This is a genomic window from Pontiella sulfatireligans, assembly GCF_900890705.1.
GTDB classification, from domain to species: Bacteria; Verrucomicrobiota; Kiritimatiellia; order Kiritimatiellales; family Pontiellaceae; genus Pontiella; species Pontiella sulfatireligans.
Genome location: NZ_CAAHFH010000001.1, coordinates 3165441 through 3181404 on the forward strand (window position 1 = coordinate 3165441; position 15964 = coordinate 3181404).

Annotated in this window: 13 protein-coding genes; 7 read left to right on the forward strand and 6 right to left on the reverse strand. The window is 51.9% G+C overall.

Annotation, left to right across the window (positions count from 1 at the left end; genetic code table 11):
• The first annotated feature begins 30 nt into the window (after positions 1-30).
• The gene (locus tag SCARR_RS11020) at positions 31-927 is read left to right on the forward strand and encodes a lysophospholipid acyltransferase family protein (RefSeq protein ID WP_136061633.1); all 897 of its coding nucleotides are present in this window, start codon (positions 31-33) and stop codon (positions 925-927) included.
• Between the two features lie 9 nt (positions 928-936).
• Positions 937-1878 carry an ELM1/GtrOC1 family putative glycosyltransferase gene (locus SCARR_RS11025; RefSeq protein ID WP_136061634.1) on the forward strand — a complete coding sequence of 314 codons (942 nt, stop codon included), beginning with the start codon at positions 937-939 and terminating at the stop codon, positions 1876-1878.
• 120 nt (positions 1879-1998) lie between these two features.
• Here SCARR_RS11025 and SCARR_RS11030 read toward each other — a convergent pair whose 3' ends face one another.
• The 3 genes from SCARR_RS11030 to SCARR_RS11040 are packed head-to-tail and all read right to left on the reverse strand — an operon-like array spanning position 1999 to position 5890.
• Entirely contained in the window at positions 1999-3804 is a 1806-nt protein-coding gene (locus SCARR_RS11030; protein WP_136061635.1) for an ABC transporter ATP-binding protein, read from the reverse strand.
• A 5-nt stretch (positions 3805-3809) separates the two neighbouring features.
• Positions 3810-4853, reverse strand: a complete 1044-nt coding sequence (locus SCARR_RS11035) for a glycosyltransferase (protein WP_136061636.1) — start codon at positions 4851-4853, stop codon at positions 3810-3812.
• Complete coding sequence (locus SCARR_RS11040; protein ID WP_136061637.1) at positions 4850-5890, reverse strand: glycosyltransferase family protein; 1041 nt, start codon at positions 5888-5890, stop codon at positions 4850-4852. Before SCARR_RS11040 ends, SCARR_RS11035 begins: the two co-directional genes overlap by 4 nt.
• A 1812-nt stretch (positions 5891-7702) precedes the next feature.
• Here SCARR_RS11040 and SCARR_RS11050 point away from each other — a divergent pair.
• Positions 7703-8947 (forward strand): IS4 family transposase, encoded by a 1245-nt coding sequence (locus tag SCARR_RS11050; protein ID WP_136060137.1) that lies wholly within the window; start codon positions 7703-7705, stop codon positions 8945-8947.
• A 245-nt stretch (positions 8948-9192) separates the two neighbouring features.
• On the opposite strand, the gene SCARR_RS11055 is transcribed toward SCARR_RS11050, so the two are convergent.
• From SCARR_RS11055 to SCARR_RS11065, 3 genes are read right to left on the reverse strand one after another with little or no spacing between them, the layout of a single operon-like run.
• The gene (locus SCARR_RS11055; RefSeq protein ID WP_136061639.1) at positions 9193-10155 is read right to left on the reverse strand and encodes an alpha-L-glutamate ligase-like protein; all 963 of its coding nucleotides are present in this window, start codon (positions 10153-10155) and stop codon (positions 9193-9195) included.
• Entirely contained in the window at positions 10152-11711 is a 1560-nt protein-coding gene (locus tag SCARR_RS11060; RefSeq protein ID WP_136061640.1) for an inactive transglutaminase family protein, read from the reverse strand. The genes SCARR_RS11055 and SCARR_RS11060 overlap by 4 nt, the downstream gene beginning before the upstream one ends.
• Positions 11711-12268: an ATP-dependent zinc protease family protein gene (locus tag SCARR_RS11065; protein ID WP_168433240.1), complete on the reverse strand. Its 558-nt coding sequence runs from the start codon at positions 12266-12268 to the stop codon at positions 11711-11713. The genes SCARR_RS11060 and SCARR_RS11065 overlap by 1 nt, the downstream gene beginning before the upstream one ends.
• Positions 12269-12681: 413 nt before the next feature.
• Between SCARR_RS11065 and SCARR_RS11070 the strand changes: the two genes are divergently transcribed.
• The 4 genes from SCARR_RS11070 to SCARR_RS11085 all read left to right on the forward strand — a co-directional run bounded on the left by SCARR_RS11070 (position 12682) and on the right by SCARR_RS11085 (position 15952).
• On the forward strand, positions 12682-14151 hold the full coding sequence (locus SCARR_RS11070) for an IS4 family transposase (RefSeq protein WP_136061451.1): 1470 nt from the start codon (positions 12682-12684) through the stop codon (positions 14149-14151).
• A 455-nt stretch (positions 14152-14606) separates the two neighbouring features.
• On the forward strand, positions 14607-15029 hold the full coding sequence (locus tag SCARR_RS11075; protein ID WP_136061642.1) for a hypothetical protein: 423 nt from the start codon (positions 14607-14609) through the stop codon (positions 15027-15029).
• Between the two features lie 348 nt (positions 15030-15377).
• Entirely contained in the window at positions 15378-15632 is a 255-nt protein-coding gene (locus tag SCARR_RS11080) for a type II toxin-antitoxin system HicA family toxin (protein ID WP_136061643.1), read from the forward strand.
• The gene (locus tag SCARR_RS11085) at positions 15629-15952 is read left to right on the forward strand and encodes a type II toxin-antitoxin system HicB family antitoxin (protein WP_136061644.1); all 324 of its coding nucleotides are present in this window, start codon (positions 15629-15631) and stop codon (positions 15950-15952) included. Before SCARR_RS11080 ends, SCARR_RS11085 begins: the two co-directional genes overlap by 4 nt.
• The last annotated feature ends 12 nt before the right edge of the window (positions 15953-15964 follow it).

Sequence of the window (15964 nt, forward strand, 5' to 3'; positions counted from 1 at the left end):
GTTTAAGCTACTTCTTTTGAGCCATCCCCTATGAATATACGCAACCACATCGAATACGGAGCCGTCGTCGCGCTTCTGGGCCTCTGCCGCCTGCTCCCCGAGCGGCTGATCCACAGCCTGTTCACCTCGCTGGCCAAGCTGATGCACGCCCTGCTCGGCTCCCGCCGGCGAATGGCGCTGCAAAACATGGAGATCGCCTTTCCGGAAAAAACGGATGCGGAACGCAAAAGCCTCGTCAAACAAGCCTTTGTCCATTTGGCCGACTCCATGACGCTCAACACGCTGATCACCAGCGGCCGTATCTCTAACAAGCGGTTGCTGGACTGTGTTGAAACCGAAGGGTGGGAACGCTTTGAAGCCGCCTTGGACAACGAGGAAGGCAAAGGCGTTTTATTCATCTCCGGCCATCTGGGCAACTGGGAGTTGATGCCGCAATACGTGGCCTTGCGCCGCAAAAAACCGGTGCATGTCATCGCTCGCAAATCCAACAACACGCTCATGGAAGACCGCGTGGTCCGCCCCCTTCGCGAACGGTTCGGCGTGACGGTATTCTACAAGAAAAACGCCATGATGCGCATCCTCAAGGCCGTGAAAAGACATGAAACCACCGGCCTGCTGATCGACCAGCGCCTCAACCTGCGCCAAGGCGTTCCCTGCAACTTTTTCGGGCGAACCACGGGCACCACTGGAACGCCGGCCCTGCTGCAGATCCGCTACGGCATCGACGTTATCCCGGTCTTCATGATTAAGACCTCCCCCATGAAATACCGCATGACCTTCGGCGAGTCGGTGGCTTGGACCGACAACGGCAAGCCGATGGAGGAGCAGGTGATTGAACTCACGCAAATCCATCAAAAGCTGATCGAAGATGCCATCCGCATCCACCCCGAGCAGTGGTTCTGGATGCACAACCGCTGGGGAATCTAAGGCGCTGCGATGAAACGAGCATTGATCATCAGCGACGGCAAGCCGGGGCACTTCAACCAGTCCATCGCCTTTTGCACCACGCTCGGGCTGGACTACGAAGTGGTCGAAGCCGCCTTTAAGAGCAAACAACACAAAGCCCGCTCCTACCTCTTCGACCGCTTCGGGCATTATACAGAAAATTTATTTAAAGCCCGTTTCAAGCGCCACGCCGCCTGCTTCGACCTGATCGTCTCCACCGGTTCGGCCACCTACTACGCCAACAAGCTGCTGGCCCGGAACCTCTCGATCCCCAACATTGCCATCCTCCACCCGAAAGGCTACCGGCTCGACTTTACCCGCGTCCTCTGCCCCGCCTACGACCATCCGCCCAAACGGGCCAACATTACCGAACTACCGCTCAACCTGTGCGCAGCCGAACCAACCTTTTTTGACGAAAAAGCCGACGAATTCCAAACCCGCCATGCGCAGCAAAAGCCGGCCGTCGGAATCATCATCGGCGGCCCCAACGCCATCTCCGAAATCGATGCGGAGGCGTTGCGCGGACAACTGGAAAAGGTTTTTAAACTCACCGACGGCATGGAGCGCTGGGTCACCACCTCGCGCCGTACGCCGCCGGACGTCGAGACCGTGATCGATGCCCTGCCCTTCGACTATAAGCTGATCAATTCGCGAGACCCCTACAATCCAGTGCCCGCCTTCATCCAGCTTTGCGACCGCCTGGTCGTCACCAGCGACTCCGCCTCGATGGTCAGCGAATGCGCCAGCTTCGGCGCCGCGAAAGTTGAAGTATTGATGAACCGCCAGCTAAAAACCCCGAACAAGTTTGAAGAGCTGATCCAAGGGTTGGAAAACCGCGATGCCGTACACGTCTTCGACGGCACACTCGGAAGCGCAGACAAAAAGATCGACCTCGGCCCCCTGCTTCAGCAAGCCATGTCCGGACTGCTCTAATAAATTACCTAAACGACAGGGATTTTAACCCCAGAGACACAGAGGCACGGAATTTTATTATATTCAGATTCTCTGTGCCTCAGTGCCTCCGTGCTCAAGACTACTGATGCGCAGATTGCCCTAGGCCGTTGCGGCGCTGAACTGGATGTCGTACAAATATTTGTAGCGCCCGTCCTGCTTGAGCAGCTCGTCGTGCGTGCCCCGCTCCACAATCTTGCCCTGGTCCATCACTATAATGGCGTCGGCGTGGGCGATGGTCGAAAGGCGGTGCGCAATCACAAACACCGTGCGGTCCTTCATCAGCTCGTCGAGCGCGCCCTGCACCAGCCGTTCCGACTCGGTGTCGAGCGCGCTGGTCGCCTCGTCCAGAATTAGGATCGGCGGGTTTTTCAGCAGTGCGCGGGCAATCGCCACGCGCTGGGCCATGCCGCCGGAAAGCAGCGAACCGCGTTCGCCGATGACGGTGTCGTAGCCGTTTTCGAGCTCCAGAATGAAATCATGCGCATTGGCGCGTCGCGCAGCATCTTCGATCAGCTCGCGGGAGGCGTCGCCGAAACCGTAGGAAATATTGTCCGCCACGCTGCGGTTGAACAGCACCGTGTCCTGCGTAACCACTCCAATTTGCGCGCGCAGCGAATGGACGGTGTAGTTGCGCACATCTTTTCCGTTCAGCATGAGCGCACCTTCAGTGACATCGAAAAAGCGAGGGAGCAGATTGACGAGCGTCGTCTTGCCCGCGCCGGAGCTGCCCACAAAGGCAATGCACTGGCCCGATTTCACATCCAGATTGATATCGTCTAGAATCTTCTTTTCGTCGTAGGCAAACGAAACGTGTCGGAACGATACGGTCTGAACGGAATCAGCAAGTTGAACCGCGTCGGGCGCATCATCGACCTTGTTGACGATGTCCAGCACTTCAAAAACACGCTCAATGCCCGGCGTCGCCTTCTGCACGCGCATATGGATTTGACTCAGCTTTTTGGCCGGCTTGTACATTTGGATCATGGCGGCGGCAAACGCGATCAGCAACGCCAGCGAAATATCGTTGAAGAAGGCATACAGCACCACGCCGGAGAGGCCAATGGACGACAGGAAGATCACAATCGGGTCGCCCATGGAGCGCGCACGCGTCTGGCGCATTTGGCTCTTGAATACGCGCCTGTTAAACTGATTGAAGCGCGAGGCTTCCTCCTGTTCCATTTGGAAGGCCTTCACAACGAGCGCGCCGCCAACCGACTCCTGCACCACCGAAAGCATGTCGGCCCGGCTCTCCTGCCCCGTCTTCGAGGCCTTGCGGATCCGGCGTCCCAGCAGCGCAACGGGTAGAATAACGACAGGGAAGACGACTAATGCAATCACCGACAAACGCCAGTCCAGCACCACCATCGCCACAATGCAGCCGATCAGCGTGAACGGCTCACGGATGACATTGCCAATCACGTTGGAGACCAGCTGCGTGAGCAGATTGGTGTCGTTCGTGATGCGCGAGATCAGGTCGCCCACCCGGTTTTCTGAGAAAAACTGCATCGGCAAAACGTGAATGTGCTCAAAGAGATGCAGGCGCAGATCGGCCACCACGCGGTTGCCCACCCATTCCACCAAATATTTTCCGGCAAAAAACAGGGCGCCCTGAATGATCGTCACCAGCGGCAGAATCAACACGGTGAGTATGAGGCGCGTCAGGCCGATGTCGCTGGCGTTGCCCTCGCTTTCACTCAAGCCGGGAATCCCCTTAAAGTCCATGCTCTCCCCGGAAATGCCGCCGAGCGCCCACTGAAGCGCAATCAGCATGCCGAAGGTGGCAGCACCGTAAAAGGCGCCACAGATGATGCCGACGGTTAGCCGCGCCGTATAGGGGCGGACGAAAACCAGCAAGCGTTTATAGACGCCCGGCAATATGGGAGGGTTGACTTCATCTTTTTTCATATGACCTAGCCCTGCTTCTTCTCGGCGATAAGCCTTCTAAAAAGCGCCTTGTACTGATCCATGATGACGTCCATGGAAAAGCGCTGGTTGAACTCGGCGCGGCCGCTCTCGGCCAAGGCGGTCCCCAGTTCGGGATTGGCCAGCACGCGGTTAACCTCACTAGCGCACTGTTCGGCGTCGTCGATTGCGAACAGCAGCCCGCTCTTTTCGTGGTCGATCAGCCAGGTCGGCCCGGTGCTCGCGGCGGCGACGACCGGCGTACCCGTGGACCAGGCTTCCAGCACCACGTTGCCCAACGGCTCAAAACGCGACGGGAACACGCAAACGTCGGCCAAATTGAACAGCCCGCGGATATCCTTGCGAAGCCCGAGAAAAAACACCCGGTCGGCCACGCCAAGATCGGCGGCCAACACTTCAAGCTTGGCCTGCAGCTCGCCGGTGCCCGCAATCAGCAACGTCGCATCCGGGATCAGCGGCATCGCCTTGATGAGGGTGTCCAGGGCTTTCTTGTCGTGCAGGCGCCCGAGCGTCAGCAGCACCTTGTGCCCATCGGGGATCGGAGGGAGCGCTTCGGTCACCTCCAGCTCCTCCGGCAGTTCGCCAAAATTGGAAATCATGCTGACCTTGTCTTCCGGCCAGCCGTTCGAGACGACGTGGCGCACGAGGTCCGGCGTATTGACGATCAGATGGTCGCACTTGGTATAGTTGCCGACGTCGTAGTAGCCACCCAGACGCCCTACCACCACCGCATCCGTTAGCGAACATTTGCGTGAGGCGCGGTTCACCCAAGTAAGGATCAGGTCGGGTTTGAACTTGGCGATTTCCCGTTTCAGGCAAGGGTTGTAGAGCAGCACCTTCCCCACCGGCCCCATCGGCAATGTGCCGAAAGCCACACCGGCGCTCGTCAGCCGGCTTTCGCGCGACGGCTGCGCTTCAATCACCAAACGCTGATTGATGGACTTGTCTTTAGCAAACGCGACCGCCACCTTTTCAAAATAGGTTTCAGCCCCCGCCTCGGACTGCGACAGCAAAATTTGCATCAACTTCATATCGTCGATCCGTCCAGATTGATGTCCTGCGCCCACACATAAGCATGGCTGAACGGCTTCAGCATCGAAGCCTCCAAAATATACTGCGCGTTCAACGTATGGTTCATTTCGCGGTGGAAAAAATCGCGGGCCCGCGCGGCCCAAGCCTGACGCTTGGCATCGTCGTTATGGAACTCGCGGATTTTTGCAAGCAGATCATCCTGATCGTCGAAATAGACGGCCGATTCCAGCGGCAGCAATTCGTCGAATTTTGGTCCGCTATGAGTAAACTGCAGAATGCCGTTGCCAGCCAGCTGCGCCATGCGTGCCGAAGAATACCAATAGTCGCCTTCCTGCCGGTTCAAATTGAGTCCCATCTTCGTTTCGGCCAAGGCCCGGTCATAGTCCTGCCCCCAGATCGGAGGCTCGCCAAAACTGCCGAAGGTCTTGAAGTTGAGCTCGTCGCCGAGGTCGTCCTTCAAGTATTTAACCATTTTCAACCGCTCGGTAAAATCATCGCTGTTACTGCAAAACAGCAGGTCGATCTTGAGGTCGGTGCGAACGGAATTATCAAGGTTTTCAACCGCAGGGTCTACCGGATTCGGCATGTGGTAGAGCCGGGCGCCGCATCCTTCAAAAATATTCAATTCTCGCCGGCCCGTGGAAACAAACACCGCATCGACTGCTTCAGCCCGATGCTTGATCCGCTCCACGTTCGACGGCACAAACAGCGGGTCGTTGTTGCAGTGCGCAATCTTCACATCCGGCTGCATCCTGCGGATTTCATGCAGCGTTTCGTTGGTAATCATATCGCAATGACCGGCAATCACCAGATCGGGGCCAAAAGCGGCAACGGTTTCGAGCAGCCGCCGGTTGGCCTTTTTCTTTCCCAGATCGCGAATGCCCAGCGGCGCCTCGAAAGCCGCCACGTCGCGGTCGCTGAAAACCGACACAAAATGATCGTTCTTAATCAAGCCGCTGGTCAGCTTCTGGACCCAACTGACCCGCGTTTTTCCGTAGCGGCGCAACTGCTGATATGCCACATGCAGAACTCTCATAAGACCTCCTCCAAAACCTGTTTCAAAATTACGGCAGGCACCGCGTTTCCCCGCTAAACCAACCGCAAAACGCCATTTATGTGGTTTCGCCTCGGGGAAGTCAACCGCAAGGGCAGGTTTAGGTACTTTCCTTACAACTCCTTGCCATTCTGCGTTCCTTAACGGATGACCCTTTACCTGTTCAGCACCAAAAGTCAAATCCTCTTCCGATGCCGCTTTTGCAAAATGGTTATGAGCAAAATGGTTATGAGCAAAATGATTTAAAACAAACATCCCGCACAAAAATCATTTTGCTCCAAATCATTTTGCACCAATAAATCTGCTGCGCAGCCTCATTGGGTACTTTCCCATTCTGCGTTCCTTGGCGCGTGACCATCTTGCGTATACAATCGATGACAGGATCATTAAATGACAAGATTATTAGAAGTGTCCGCATGAAGTTCTTCGTATTATTTAGTGGAGAAACTCGGGAAGGCATTTTCTAAAAAAAATAAAAATCGCGGCCAATCCAGTACAACAAATTTCCGAACATAGGGCGGGTGAAATGGCAGTGAATAGAGGAAACACGGAGTGGGGCTGGCGCGAAGCGACGGCAGCGAAGCGGCAACCAACAAATATTCCGGTCGTTTGGATTAGTTGCTTTTCCTCCATTCGTTGCTGATTAATTTCCGATGTGCATGGCTGAGGCATCCGACATCACCAGTCTCACCCTAAAAATCTACATAGAACCCCGCATGAACGGAATCATCCTGTCCTATCTCCCTGCTGCACCCACCACTTTGGGGTCATTTAATTTGAGGCCGCTCGCCGCGCAAACGTCGCAGCTCGACAAGCGCCTCGAAAGCCAAGCGGCGCAGGGCCGGATTCCGATCCGGCGTCTCCGTGCCCACTGGGCGCCAGGGTCTGACCCAGGGACAGCGGAGGGGTCAGTCCTATGATTTAATGTTTTCTTCCGTTTCAGCCGAATCGATCAACCTAAAAACATTATTTCATAGCACCCCTTTGCCGGGGAATAAACGTTGCCTTCAAATCCGGGCGTCGTGTCGTTTCGGCTCCAAGCTCTTCGCTATTTACTTCATTTATTAGTGTCTGAATTGATTTTTTCTGCTTGTTGGATTTTATCTTTCATATGAATTGACCCATAAAGCCCGAACCCAAGAATGATCAATAATCCCGATAGGAACATAATTTTTTCTGATTTTGTTTTTGCTCTGATGATTCCGAAAATAAAAGCGACAACGATCACTATTGCTCCAAGGATTGGAAGTATTGTTGTCATAGCCTGGGGTCAGGCCTTGAATATTAACATTTTCTGTTTCAACGTCCATAACTCACCCTTGGTTGCGCTCTCCATTAATTTAATATTTCTCGAAACACTGCTCGGATGCCCCATCATTAACAAATCTGATATCCAACTATTTTTAACGCATGTATTTCGGCGGATTAACCAAGCAATTGCCATTTTGTTTTTGGCCCCTTTTGAATGTTAATATTCAAGGACTGGCACCTTTCCACGACCCCTGCAGAACAGTTTGAACCACCCGCTGCGCTGGTGAACACAGAGGAACAGGGAGGTTTCCCCCGAAAGCGTTAGCGATAAATAATTTTACCGAAGGTGAAATAACGACCAATGGGGAGTTGTTCATCATTGGAACAAATATCCCCTTCGCCCTAGCCCGATTACTAGATTACGGAACCGACCCTTTTTGCCAATGTCAATATCAAGGACTGGTACCTTTTATTTCACTGTCATCCCATAGATTTTAAATAAAAAGGCTGGCTTGTGAGCTCTAAATCCTCCACTCGGAGGGTATGAAAAAACAGAGACAAAAACACAAACCAGCCGGACATAGGTATACAACCTTGAAGCAATTGTGCAATCTGATTCCCGGACACATGGTCACGAACCTTGCGAAGAAGCATGGCGTCGATGCCCGAAGCCGGACGTACACGCCATGGAGCCATGTGGTTTCGCTGCTTTATGCCCACTTTGCTCATGCGCTCGGGCTTAACGATGTATGCGACGCGCTCCAGATGAATGCGGCGGCGCTCTCCACCATCCGCGGTGCGGTTCCACCGTCCCGCAACAACCTGAGCCATGCGAATCAAGTGCGCGACGCGAACATGGCCGAAGAGCTTTATTGGAGCATGATGAAGCATCTGATGGACACGGTGCCTGGTTTTGCGAAGGGAAAGGTGCGTAGTGGATACCTCCGTCGCTTCAGCAAGGCGATCCATGCGCTCGATTCGACCACGATACAGCTGGTGGCCAATAGCATGGACTGGGCAAAGCACCGCCGCCGCAAGGCCGCCGCGAAGTGCCACATGCGTCTGGACCTGCAAAGCTTCCTTCCACGATGTGCCATTGTCGACACTGCAAAACACCATGACAGCCGCAAGACCTTGAGCTTGTGTGCCGACCTTGAAGCCGGAGAAATCGTTGTATTCGACAAGGCTTATATCAAATTCAAGCATCTCTTTGAGCTAACGGAGCGCGGCATTAATTGGGCGGGTCGAGCGAAAGACAACATGCAGTACACGGTGATGCGCTCCCTCGAAACGACTAAAAACAAGCGCATCCTTCGCGACGAAGTCATCGAGCTGATGCTCGAAAAATCGAAGAAGGCCTACCCGTGCGAGTTGCGCCGCGTTGTAGCCCTCGTGGAGATCAACGGCAAGGATGTCGAAATGGTCTTCCTGACCAACCATCTGGAGTGGAGCGCGTGGACGGTCGCGGAGCTCTACCGCTGCCGGTGGGATATCGAGGTGTTCTTTAAGGAAATCAAACAGACGCTCCAGCTCTCCGACTTTCTCGGCTACAGCGCTAATGCCGTACGCTGGCAGGTATGGACCGGGCTGCTCGTCCATCTGCTGATGCGCTGTCTCAAATTCATGCACGGATGGGATCACAGCTTCAAGCGCCTGTTCACCGTCGTAAGGGTCTCGCTTTGGCGTCGCTGGAACCTGCCCGCCTTGCTGGAATCCTATGGGACAGCCAAACCACCCGGTCGCATCCGAGGAGCACCGGAACAGGCGTATCTGCCGGGGTTCATCTAAATGCTGTGGGACAGCCAACTGTTTAAAACGGGGAATCATCATTACTCTTCAACAAAAAATCGGAATCGACTAAATAAACTAAACATCAGAAACCTTAACAAAAACGGGAGCTGACACTCCGTTAGCGTCCTCTATGGGATGACAGTGTTTTATTTTATTGTTTGACCGGAACCTCTAATGGGTGACCCCTTTTTTACTGAGAGCCGCGAAAGAAAAAGTTAAGAGAGGTTTTTTTGCATGTCAAATTAGATGAAATGTTTTTGGGCGAAGCGAACGCGGTCCAGCGGTTGCGAGAGAATCCGTTCGCTGCGGCTCAGTTGTTTTACTGCTTTCAAGCGAGGGAGCAGGCCCGCATTGTTGGCGACCTGGATTGCAAGGCCCGGTCTGGCATTAAGCTCGAGGATCAATGGCCCCAGTTTTTCATCGAGCACGATATCGGCACCCAGATAACCCATCTCCGTCATTTCATAACATTTCGAAGCGAGCAGAATGAGCTCATCCCATTGCGGCACGACGAGTTCCTGCAACCGTCGTCCGGTGTCGGGGTGCTGCTCGATCGGGCGACCGTGTTGTACCGCACTGCGGGCTTTGCCCGTGACGAGATCGATGCCGACGCCCACAGCACCCTGGTGTAAGTTAGCCTTGCCATCGGAGGCCTGGGTGGAGAGTCGCATCATTGCCATGACGGGATAGCCTTGGAAGATGACAACACGTATATCGGGGACTCCCTGATAGGAGAAGCCTTCGAATGCATCGCTAAACTCGATTGCATATTCGATCATGGCTTTATCGTTGCGACCGCCGAGACTATAGAGACCGCTCAAGGTATTGCTGATGTGCCGCTGCAAATCGTGCAGGGTCAGCTTCTCGCCGCTGGGTTTGAGAAAGTAATCACCTTCCCGGTCGAGGATGACGAGAATGCCTTTCCCGGCGCTGCCTTGGCTGGGTTTAATGACAAAGCTGGTGCGCCCTTCGAGTGTTTTGCCGAGTTGTTTGATCTCATGTTGATACTGAACCACGCCGTAAAGCTCAGGTACCTTCAGGTGAAACTCGTTGGCGAGTACTTTGGTGGCTAGCTTGTCATCGACTCGCGGATACAAAGCACGCGGATTGTAACGCGCGATATATTCACCGTTACGCCGATTCATGCCGATGATGCCCAAACGATGCAACTCACCTGGGCGGCACCATTGCAGCTTCCCGATCACTTGCCATCCTCTTGATTGGTTTTGACCAGCGGTGCAAAGCGCAACAGCTCCGACAGGCGGTAGCCGGAGTATTGACCGAGTGCGAGGATGATCGCGAGGGCAACGAGGATTAACTCAGGAAAAATGAAGACCTGATAGCGCAATATCGGATTCCCCATCGCGAGGTAAGCTAATATGGCGACGGTTAAGCTGCCGAGTGTTTGAATCCCCACCTCTTTGGGTCCATCCTCTTCCCACAGCACCGAAAGGCGCTCCACCGTCCATGCCAGAATAATGGTCGGGAATAGCGTGACGGATCGCAGAATGTCGAGGTCGAACTTGCTGCCGAAGATCCCGAAGCTGACCATGATGCCGATCACCACCACCACGACGGCTGAGATACGTGGCACTAAGAGCAAATCCAGTTTGGTGAGATAGGCCCGCACCGTGAGACCCGCGCTGACCACAATAATGAAGAGCAGTATACCCGGCCCGAGATTCGTGCGCAGGAAGGCCATGGCAAGCAGTATGGGCATGAACGTACCGGTGGTGCGGATGCCGATGATGTTCCGCAAAATCACCACAATCAAGGCACCAAATGGAATGGTTAACAGCAGACGATAGGAGTCTTGTTGCTCGACGGACAGCGAGGTGAGCGAGAAATCCATCAGTTTTTTTTCGCGTTGACGAGAGGCTTGTTCAAGCACGAAGCTCGCCGGGAGCGCTTGCTTAATGACGGAAAACTCGACCGTGGCATTCCTGCCGCCCTCAATCTCGATCAATGAAGGTCCGCCACGCTGCCAGGCGAGGAGATTCATTTGTTGCTGCGGTTGCGGGGTGCCCCAGTTGAATAGGTAGCGCTGACCATCCTCGATCAGGACAACCATTGGTTGCAGTGCTTGTTTGGTGCTGGTTTCCGCGAGTAAGAGTGCGCGAATCAGGTGTGATTCATAGCCGCCCTTTATAATCAGCGTGTTGAGTAGTCTTGTGCGGTCGAGATCAGTACGGGTTGCGCTGAGCAGGGTCTGCACGTTCTGATCTGCTTCATTGTTCAGCAGTTGAATGACCTGGCCTACGTAGGTGACGGCATCGGCCGAATGGTATTGGGCTGACTTAACAAGTTCCTCTGCCGCAATTGCCAGTGGGTCCTCTTCATATTTTTTGCTGGGATTGAGTGGAGGCGACTCCAAGTCGAGCAATTCGAAATTCTTTTTCTGATATATATCGACGCGGTAATAGAGCTCTTGCAAGCCTGTGGCTTCGCTTATCGACCAGGTCACATAGCGATAAAATCCGTCGCTGCCGCTCAAGTCGCCCGCGGGGATGAAGCCGTAATCGTGCGAAGAGCCCGCCTCTTCCAGAATGCCGAAATTATTTTGCTCGCCAGGTACTGCGAATTTTACTTTCACCGGATCGCCAGTGGCGAAGAAATTAACTTTGGCCTCGATGGTCCAGATGGGAATTTGTTGTTTCGGAATCAGCGGATAGCCGATCTGATAGTGTTTGATGAGTGCAGTGCCGAGGCCGACTGCCATTAAGATGACAATGAGAATGCGGAGTTGGACTTTAGCGTTCATTATTTAGCCATGCTTTGTTCGATGGTTTGCTTTCCGGGCTTTGACAATGTATAGCTTTGGCTGACATCAACCAGCGCATGGCCGCGCAATAAATTGCGCCCCACCAGCAGCGGGTAACTGTAGTCGGACCGATCTGCAAGTGTGAATTCGAATGTGCGCATTTGCCTCCCGATGAAGACTTTTAGCAAGACCACATAACGTTTCACCGAGTCGGATTCATGCTGTTTAATGGTAACAACGCGCACCAATTTCTCTGTGATCTCAGTGCGTTCTTTTGTGCCTGGATTAACGAGTGTAAATTTGATCCATTGCTCATCATCACGCTCGAATGGCGCGATGTCCTCCGCGTGAATGGAGCAGGTGGTGGCTCCTGTATCGATCCGCGCATCATAGGTGCATGCGGCTTCGTTGACGTAGAGATATTCGGCCTCTCCGATCACCAGCATTTCACCCATCGCAGGGTCAGTAGGGTCGGACTTATCCGAAACGGTACTGCAGGCAACGAGGCTTAGCAGCAGCAACAGTTTAAATACATTCGGGAATATTTTATTTTTCATAGTAAAGGAATTGTAAGTTATTTTGAGGTGCATTACAAGGCCTCGTATCGGATAAGTTGAAGTCAGTGTGAACACATCCGTGAAGAGCCAGAAAAATGGAGATTTAGATGGTTTTGATGAAGGATATGAAACATGGCTGGATGCACACCTGAATGGTGATGCAGGATTTTTACTGTCGAGGTTTCTGAAATCGTTGAATTCATTGAACAAGCAATTAATCAATAGCTAGCCGAACCAGCCATCTGAGCTGGTCCGCCAGAGGTGGCCGTAGCGAGCCCTACCCTTTCCAATCAAGGGTCAGGTCTGAATGGCACTTCCTTAAGGGCTCCTATCACACACATAAAACCGCAGTTTTAGGGTAAAAACCAATGCTATTATCTTGATATATATCACGAAGAATGCAAGTATCTTGCATGAATAATACAACACCATTCCTGCCTGGACTTCATCTTCAATCGCTCCGTAAAAAACCGCGCTCTACGGCACAAATAATGGCCGATGAAATGATGCATAAAAAAGACAAATCACTGCTGGGTCTAAAAGCTTGTTTCGGACGTTTCATTCCCGAATGTTTTTTGAAAAACAATGTGAAGGGACATCATAGTCGTCACCGTATTTTCAGCAAGGAAACCACTTTCTGGGCGTTCTTTTCTCAGATTATTGATGCCGATGGGGGCTGTGCTGAAGTCGTTAAAAAACTGAAAACATATCTCGCTTTCAATAGTGATCAGTCGCTGTCCGTTTCCACGGGTTCTTACTGCAAGGCGCGAAAAAAACTAGAGGAGACGGATTTGGTCGAAATCCTCAAACACACCTCAGAGTCGTTTCATGTTAACCTCGACGATCAGCCTCTCGCGGGCCGGCGCGTTATTGTTGTTGATGGAACGGGGTTGAGTATGCCTGACACCTCTGAAAATCAAGACGAATGGCCTCAAATTTCCTCTCAAAAAAAAGGGTGCGGTTTCCCGACAATGCGCCTGCTCGGCTGTTTCGATCTCGCGACGGGCGCAATTCTAAGCTATGCAGTCGGAAATAAAAAAAACCATGAACTCCCCTTGCTTCGCCAGCAGGAAGGCACTTTCAAGGAAGGGGATATTTTCCTGGGGGACAAAGGGTTCTGTAGTTTTTATGATGTTGATCGGCTCCGAGAAAAGGGCGTTGACAGTATCATTCCATTAGCGCGTCGAATACCGAAAACGGAACAGACCTGCATCAAAAAGTTGGCGAACAATGATCTCCTGATTCGCTGGGAAAGGCCCGCTTGGTATAAAAAGGCACCCCTCCCGAAAGACGAGTGGAACCAGTTGCCCGAAGAGCTTCTATTGCGTCAAATCAAAGTCGATGTTGAGCAGCCTGGATTCCGAGTGAAAAGCTTTTACATCATCACTACGCTACTCGATCCGCTTATCTATTCAGCAAAGAGTATCGCCGACCTCTACTATCGCAGATGGAGCGTTGAACTCTTTTTTCGCGACCTAAAAACAACCACGAAAATGGATATATTGCGTTGCAAATCCCCCGCGATGATTCGGAAGGAACTGCTCATGTATTTCATCGCCTACAATGCCATTCGTCATTTGATCTATGAGACCGCGCACGCTCATGAAAAAGACCCCATGCGGCTGAGTTATAAAGGCGCACTACAAGCACTCCGGCAGGCGGAAGTATACTTTAATCGAGCCGCGCTTTGCCCATCCGAAATCCTTCGGATACGGGAAAACCTGCTCGATTCGATCCGCACCAATATAATTCCCTTTCGGCCCGGAAGGAGTGAGCCGCGATGCCTTAAAAGAAGACTCAAACCCTATCAACTTTTAACACTGCATCGTCATGAAATGATCGAGATAAAGCATCGGAGTAAATATAATGCCAAAGCAGCTTAAGGAAGTGGCATTCAGGTCAGTCCTTGAATATTAACATTCAAAAGAGGCCAAAAAAAATGGCAATTGCTTGGTTAATCCGCCGAAATACATGCGTTAAAAATAGTTGGATATCAGATTTGTTAACGATGGGGCATCCGAGCAGTGTTTCGAGAAACATTAAATTAATGGAGAGCGCAACCAAGGGTGAGTTATGGACGCTGAAGCAGAAAATGTTAAAATTCAAGGACTGACCCCGGACCCGAAGCCCTCTGGATCGTCTGGTTTCTAGCCGTCCGCAACGGCTTCCGCCGAAAGCCCAAGCAGACGCGCTGACATTGACGATTGAAAACCACGAGCGAAGCGTCGGATAACTGTCGGAGGCAATAGCGAACTGGTCCACCAAGTTTGCCCGAAAACCCATTCAATATTCGGATGGCAGGCAGAATTGCCGATCAATAATATGTTGGCACCATAATATGGATAAAGACCTTAAAATATTGCTGTCCGGCATTTTGGCACTGTTCGGCTGGATTGGTGGTGCATTTGCCCTCTACATAGGGTTTATGAGATTATTTCACTTAATCCTAGGTCCAGACACTGGTGGTCGGAGTGAAGTTTCTCGAATGCTTGTTAGCACCATCCTAATTGGATTAGTAACTTTCTTTGCCATTCGATTACTGAAGAGGAAGAGCTTACCTGAAGCAGCATTCATTATGTCAATTATTGCCAGTCTAGCTGGAGGATTCTTTATTTTCATCATATTTGCATTCGGAGGATTTCACTACCTCTTTGGCATAGAAACCAAACCGAAACATGATGAGGTAGAAATTACCCCTTTGACGGAATACCTTTCTACGGATGAGTTAGAAAAATTAACCCAACCAAAACAAAACGATTAATTTGCCAACCATCGGGTTGACCATACCCGGTACAACGCCCGGATTTGAAGGCAACATTTATTCCCCGTGACGACTCATGTTGAACATTGGCTCATGAAAAATGAATGAAAGCACAAGAGCGTATTTCATCGAGCGGATACGAGCCATGCCTCCCGCTCGAGACATTAATGAGATCGGCGAATTCGTGTGGCGCCCTCTATGGGATGAACTTCATGGGGTCAACGGCGAAACTGTTTTAAATGGCAGACGGAAACGCGTACCGGTGGTTCAATTCTCCAGTCCGCTTCTGATTGAAAAATTAAACTCCACACTTGCCGTGATACCACGTTATGATACCATCTGAGCGAGATGAACAAGAAACATACACGCACACTGGAAAAGATCATAGAGAAGCCAGAGCGTTCTGATATTCCATGGAAGGATATTGAGTCACTCATCATTGCCTTGGGAGGGGAAATAACCGAAGGCAGAGGATCTCGGGTCAGGATTTATTTAAATGATATTCGAGCAGTGTTTCACAGACCCCATCCCAAAAGAGTGACGGATAAAGGCGCTGTCAGCTCAATGCGTAGATTTTTGAAAGAAGCAGAGGTGATCAAATGATGGAATACAAAGGATATATTGGAAAAGTCGAATTTGATGACGAGGCAAACCTCTTTCATGGCGAAGTCATCAATCTCAGAGATGTTGTCACGTTTCAAGGCGAAGCGGTTGGTGAGCTTCGTGAAGCGCTCAAAGACTCAGTAGATGATTATCTTGAGTTTTGTAAAGAACGTGGTGAATCGCCAGAAAAACCATATTCAGGTAAATTCATGGTTCGAGTTGAGCCAGAACTCCATAAAGCAGTAGCAATGCAGGCAAAAATGAACCACAAGAGCCTCAATGCTTGGGTGCATGATGCTTTAGCAACTGCAGCAGGATAAAATTCGAATTTT

What these genes read in the sequence shown, in the direction of transcription:
- SCARR_RS11020 (WP_136061633.1), top strand. Translation starts at nt 31, where the DNA reads ATGAATATACGCAACCACATCGAATACGGAGCCGTCGTCGCGCTTCTG.
- SCARR_RS11035 (WP_136061636.1), bottom strand. Translation starts at nt 4,853, where the DNA reads ATGAAGTTGATGCAAATTTTGCTGTCGCAGTCCGAGGCGGGGGCTGAA.
- SCARR_RS11050 (WP_136060137.1), top strand. Translation starts at nt 7,703, where the DNA reads ATGAAAAAACAGAGACAAAAACACAAACCAGCCGGACATAGGTATACA.
- SCARR_RS11065 (WP_168433240.1), bottom strand. Translation starts at nt 12,268, where the DNA reads ATGAAAAATAAAATATTCCCGAATGTATTTAAACTGTTGCTGCTGCTA.
- SCARR_RS11070 (WP_136061451.1), top strand. Translation starts at nt 12,682, where the DNA reads ATGAATAATACAACACCATTCCTGCCTGGACTTCATCTTCAATCGCTC.
- SCARR_RS11060 (WP_136061640.1), bottom strand. Translation starts at nt 11,711, where the DNA reads ATGAACGCTAAAGTCCAACTCCGCATTCTCATTGTCATCTTAATGGCA.
- SCARR_RS11040 (WP_136061637.1), bottom strand. Translation starts at nt 5,890, where the DNA reads ATGAGAGTTCTGCATGTGGCATATCAGCAGTTGCGCCGCTACGGAAAA.
- SCARR_RS11075 (WP_136061642.1), top strand. Translation starts at nt 14,607, where the DNA reads ATGGATAAAGACCTTAAAATATTGCTGTCCGGCATTTTGGCACTGTTC.
- SCARR_RS11080 (WP_136061643.1), top strand. Translation starts at nt 15,378, where the DNA reads ATGAACAAGAAACATACACGCACACTGGAAAAGATCATAGAGAAGCCA.
- SCARR_RS11085 (WP_136061644.1), top strand. Translation starts at nt 15,629, where the DNA reads ATGATGGAATACAAAGGATATATTGGAAAAGTCGAATTTGATGACGAG.
- SCARR_RS11030 (WP_136061635.1), bottom strand. Translation starts at nt 3,804, where the DNA reads ATGAAAAAAGATGAAGTCAACCCTCCCATATTGCCGGGCGTCTATAAA.
- SCARR_RS11025 (WP_136061634.1), top strand. Translation starts at nt 937, where the DNA reads ATGAAACGAGCATTGATCATCAGCGACGGCAAGCCGGGGCACTTCAAC.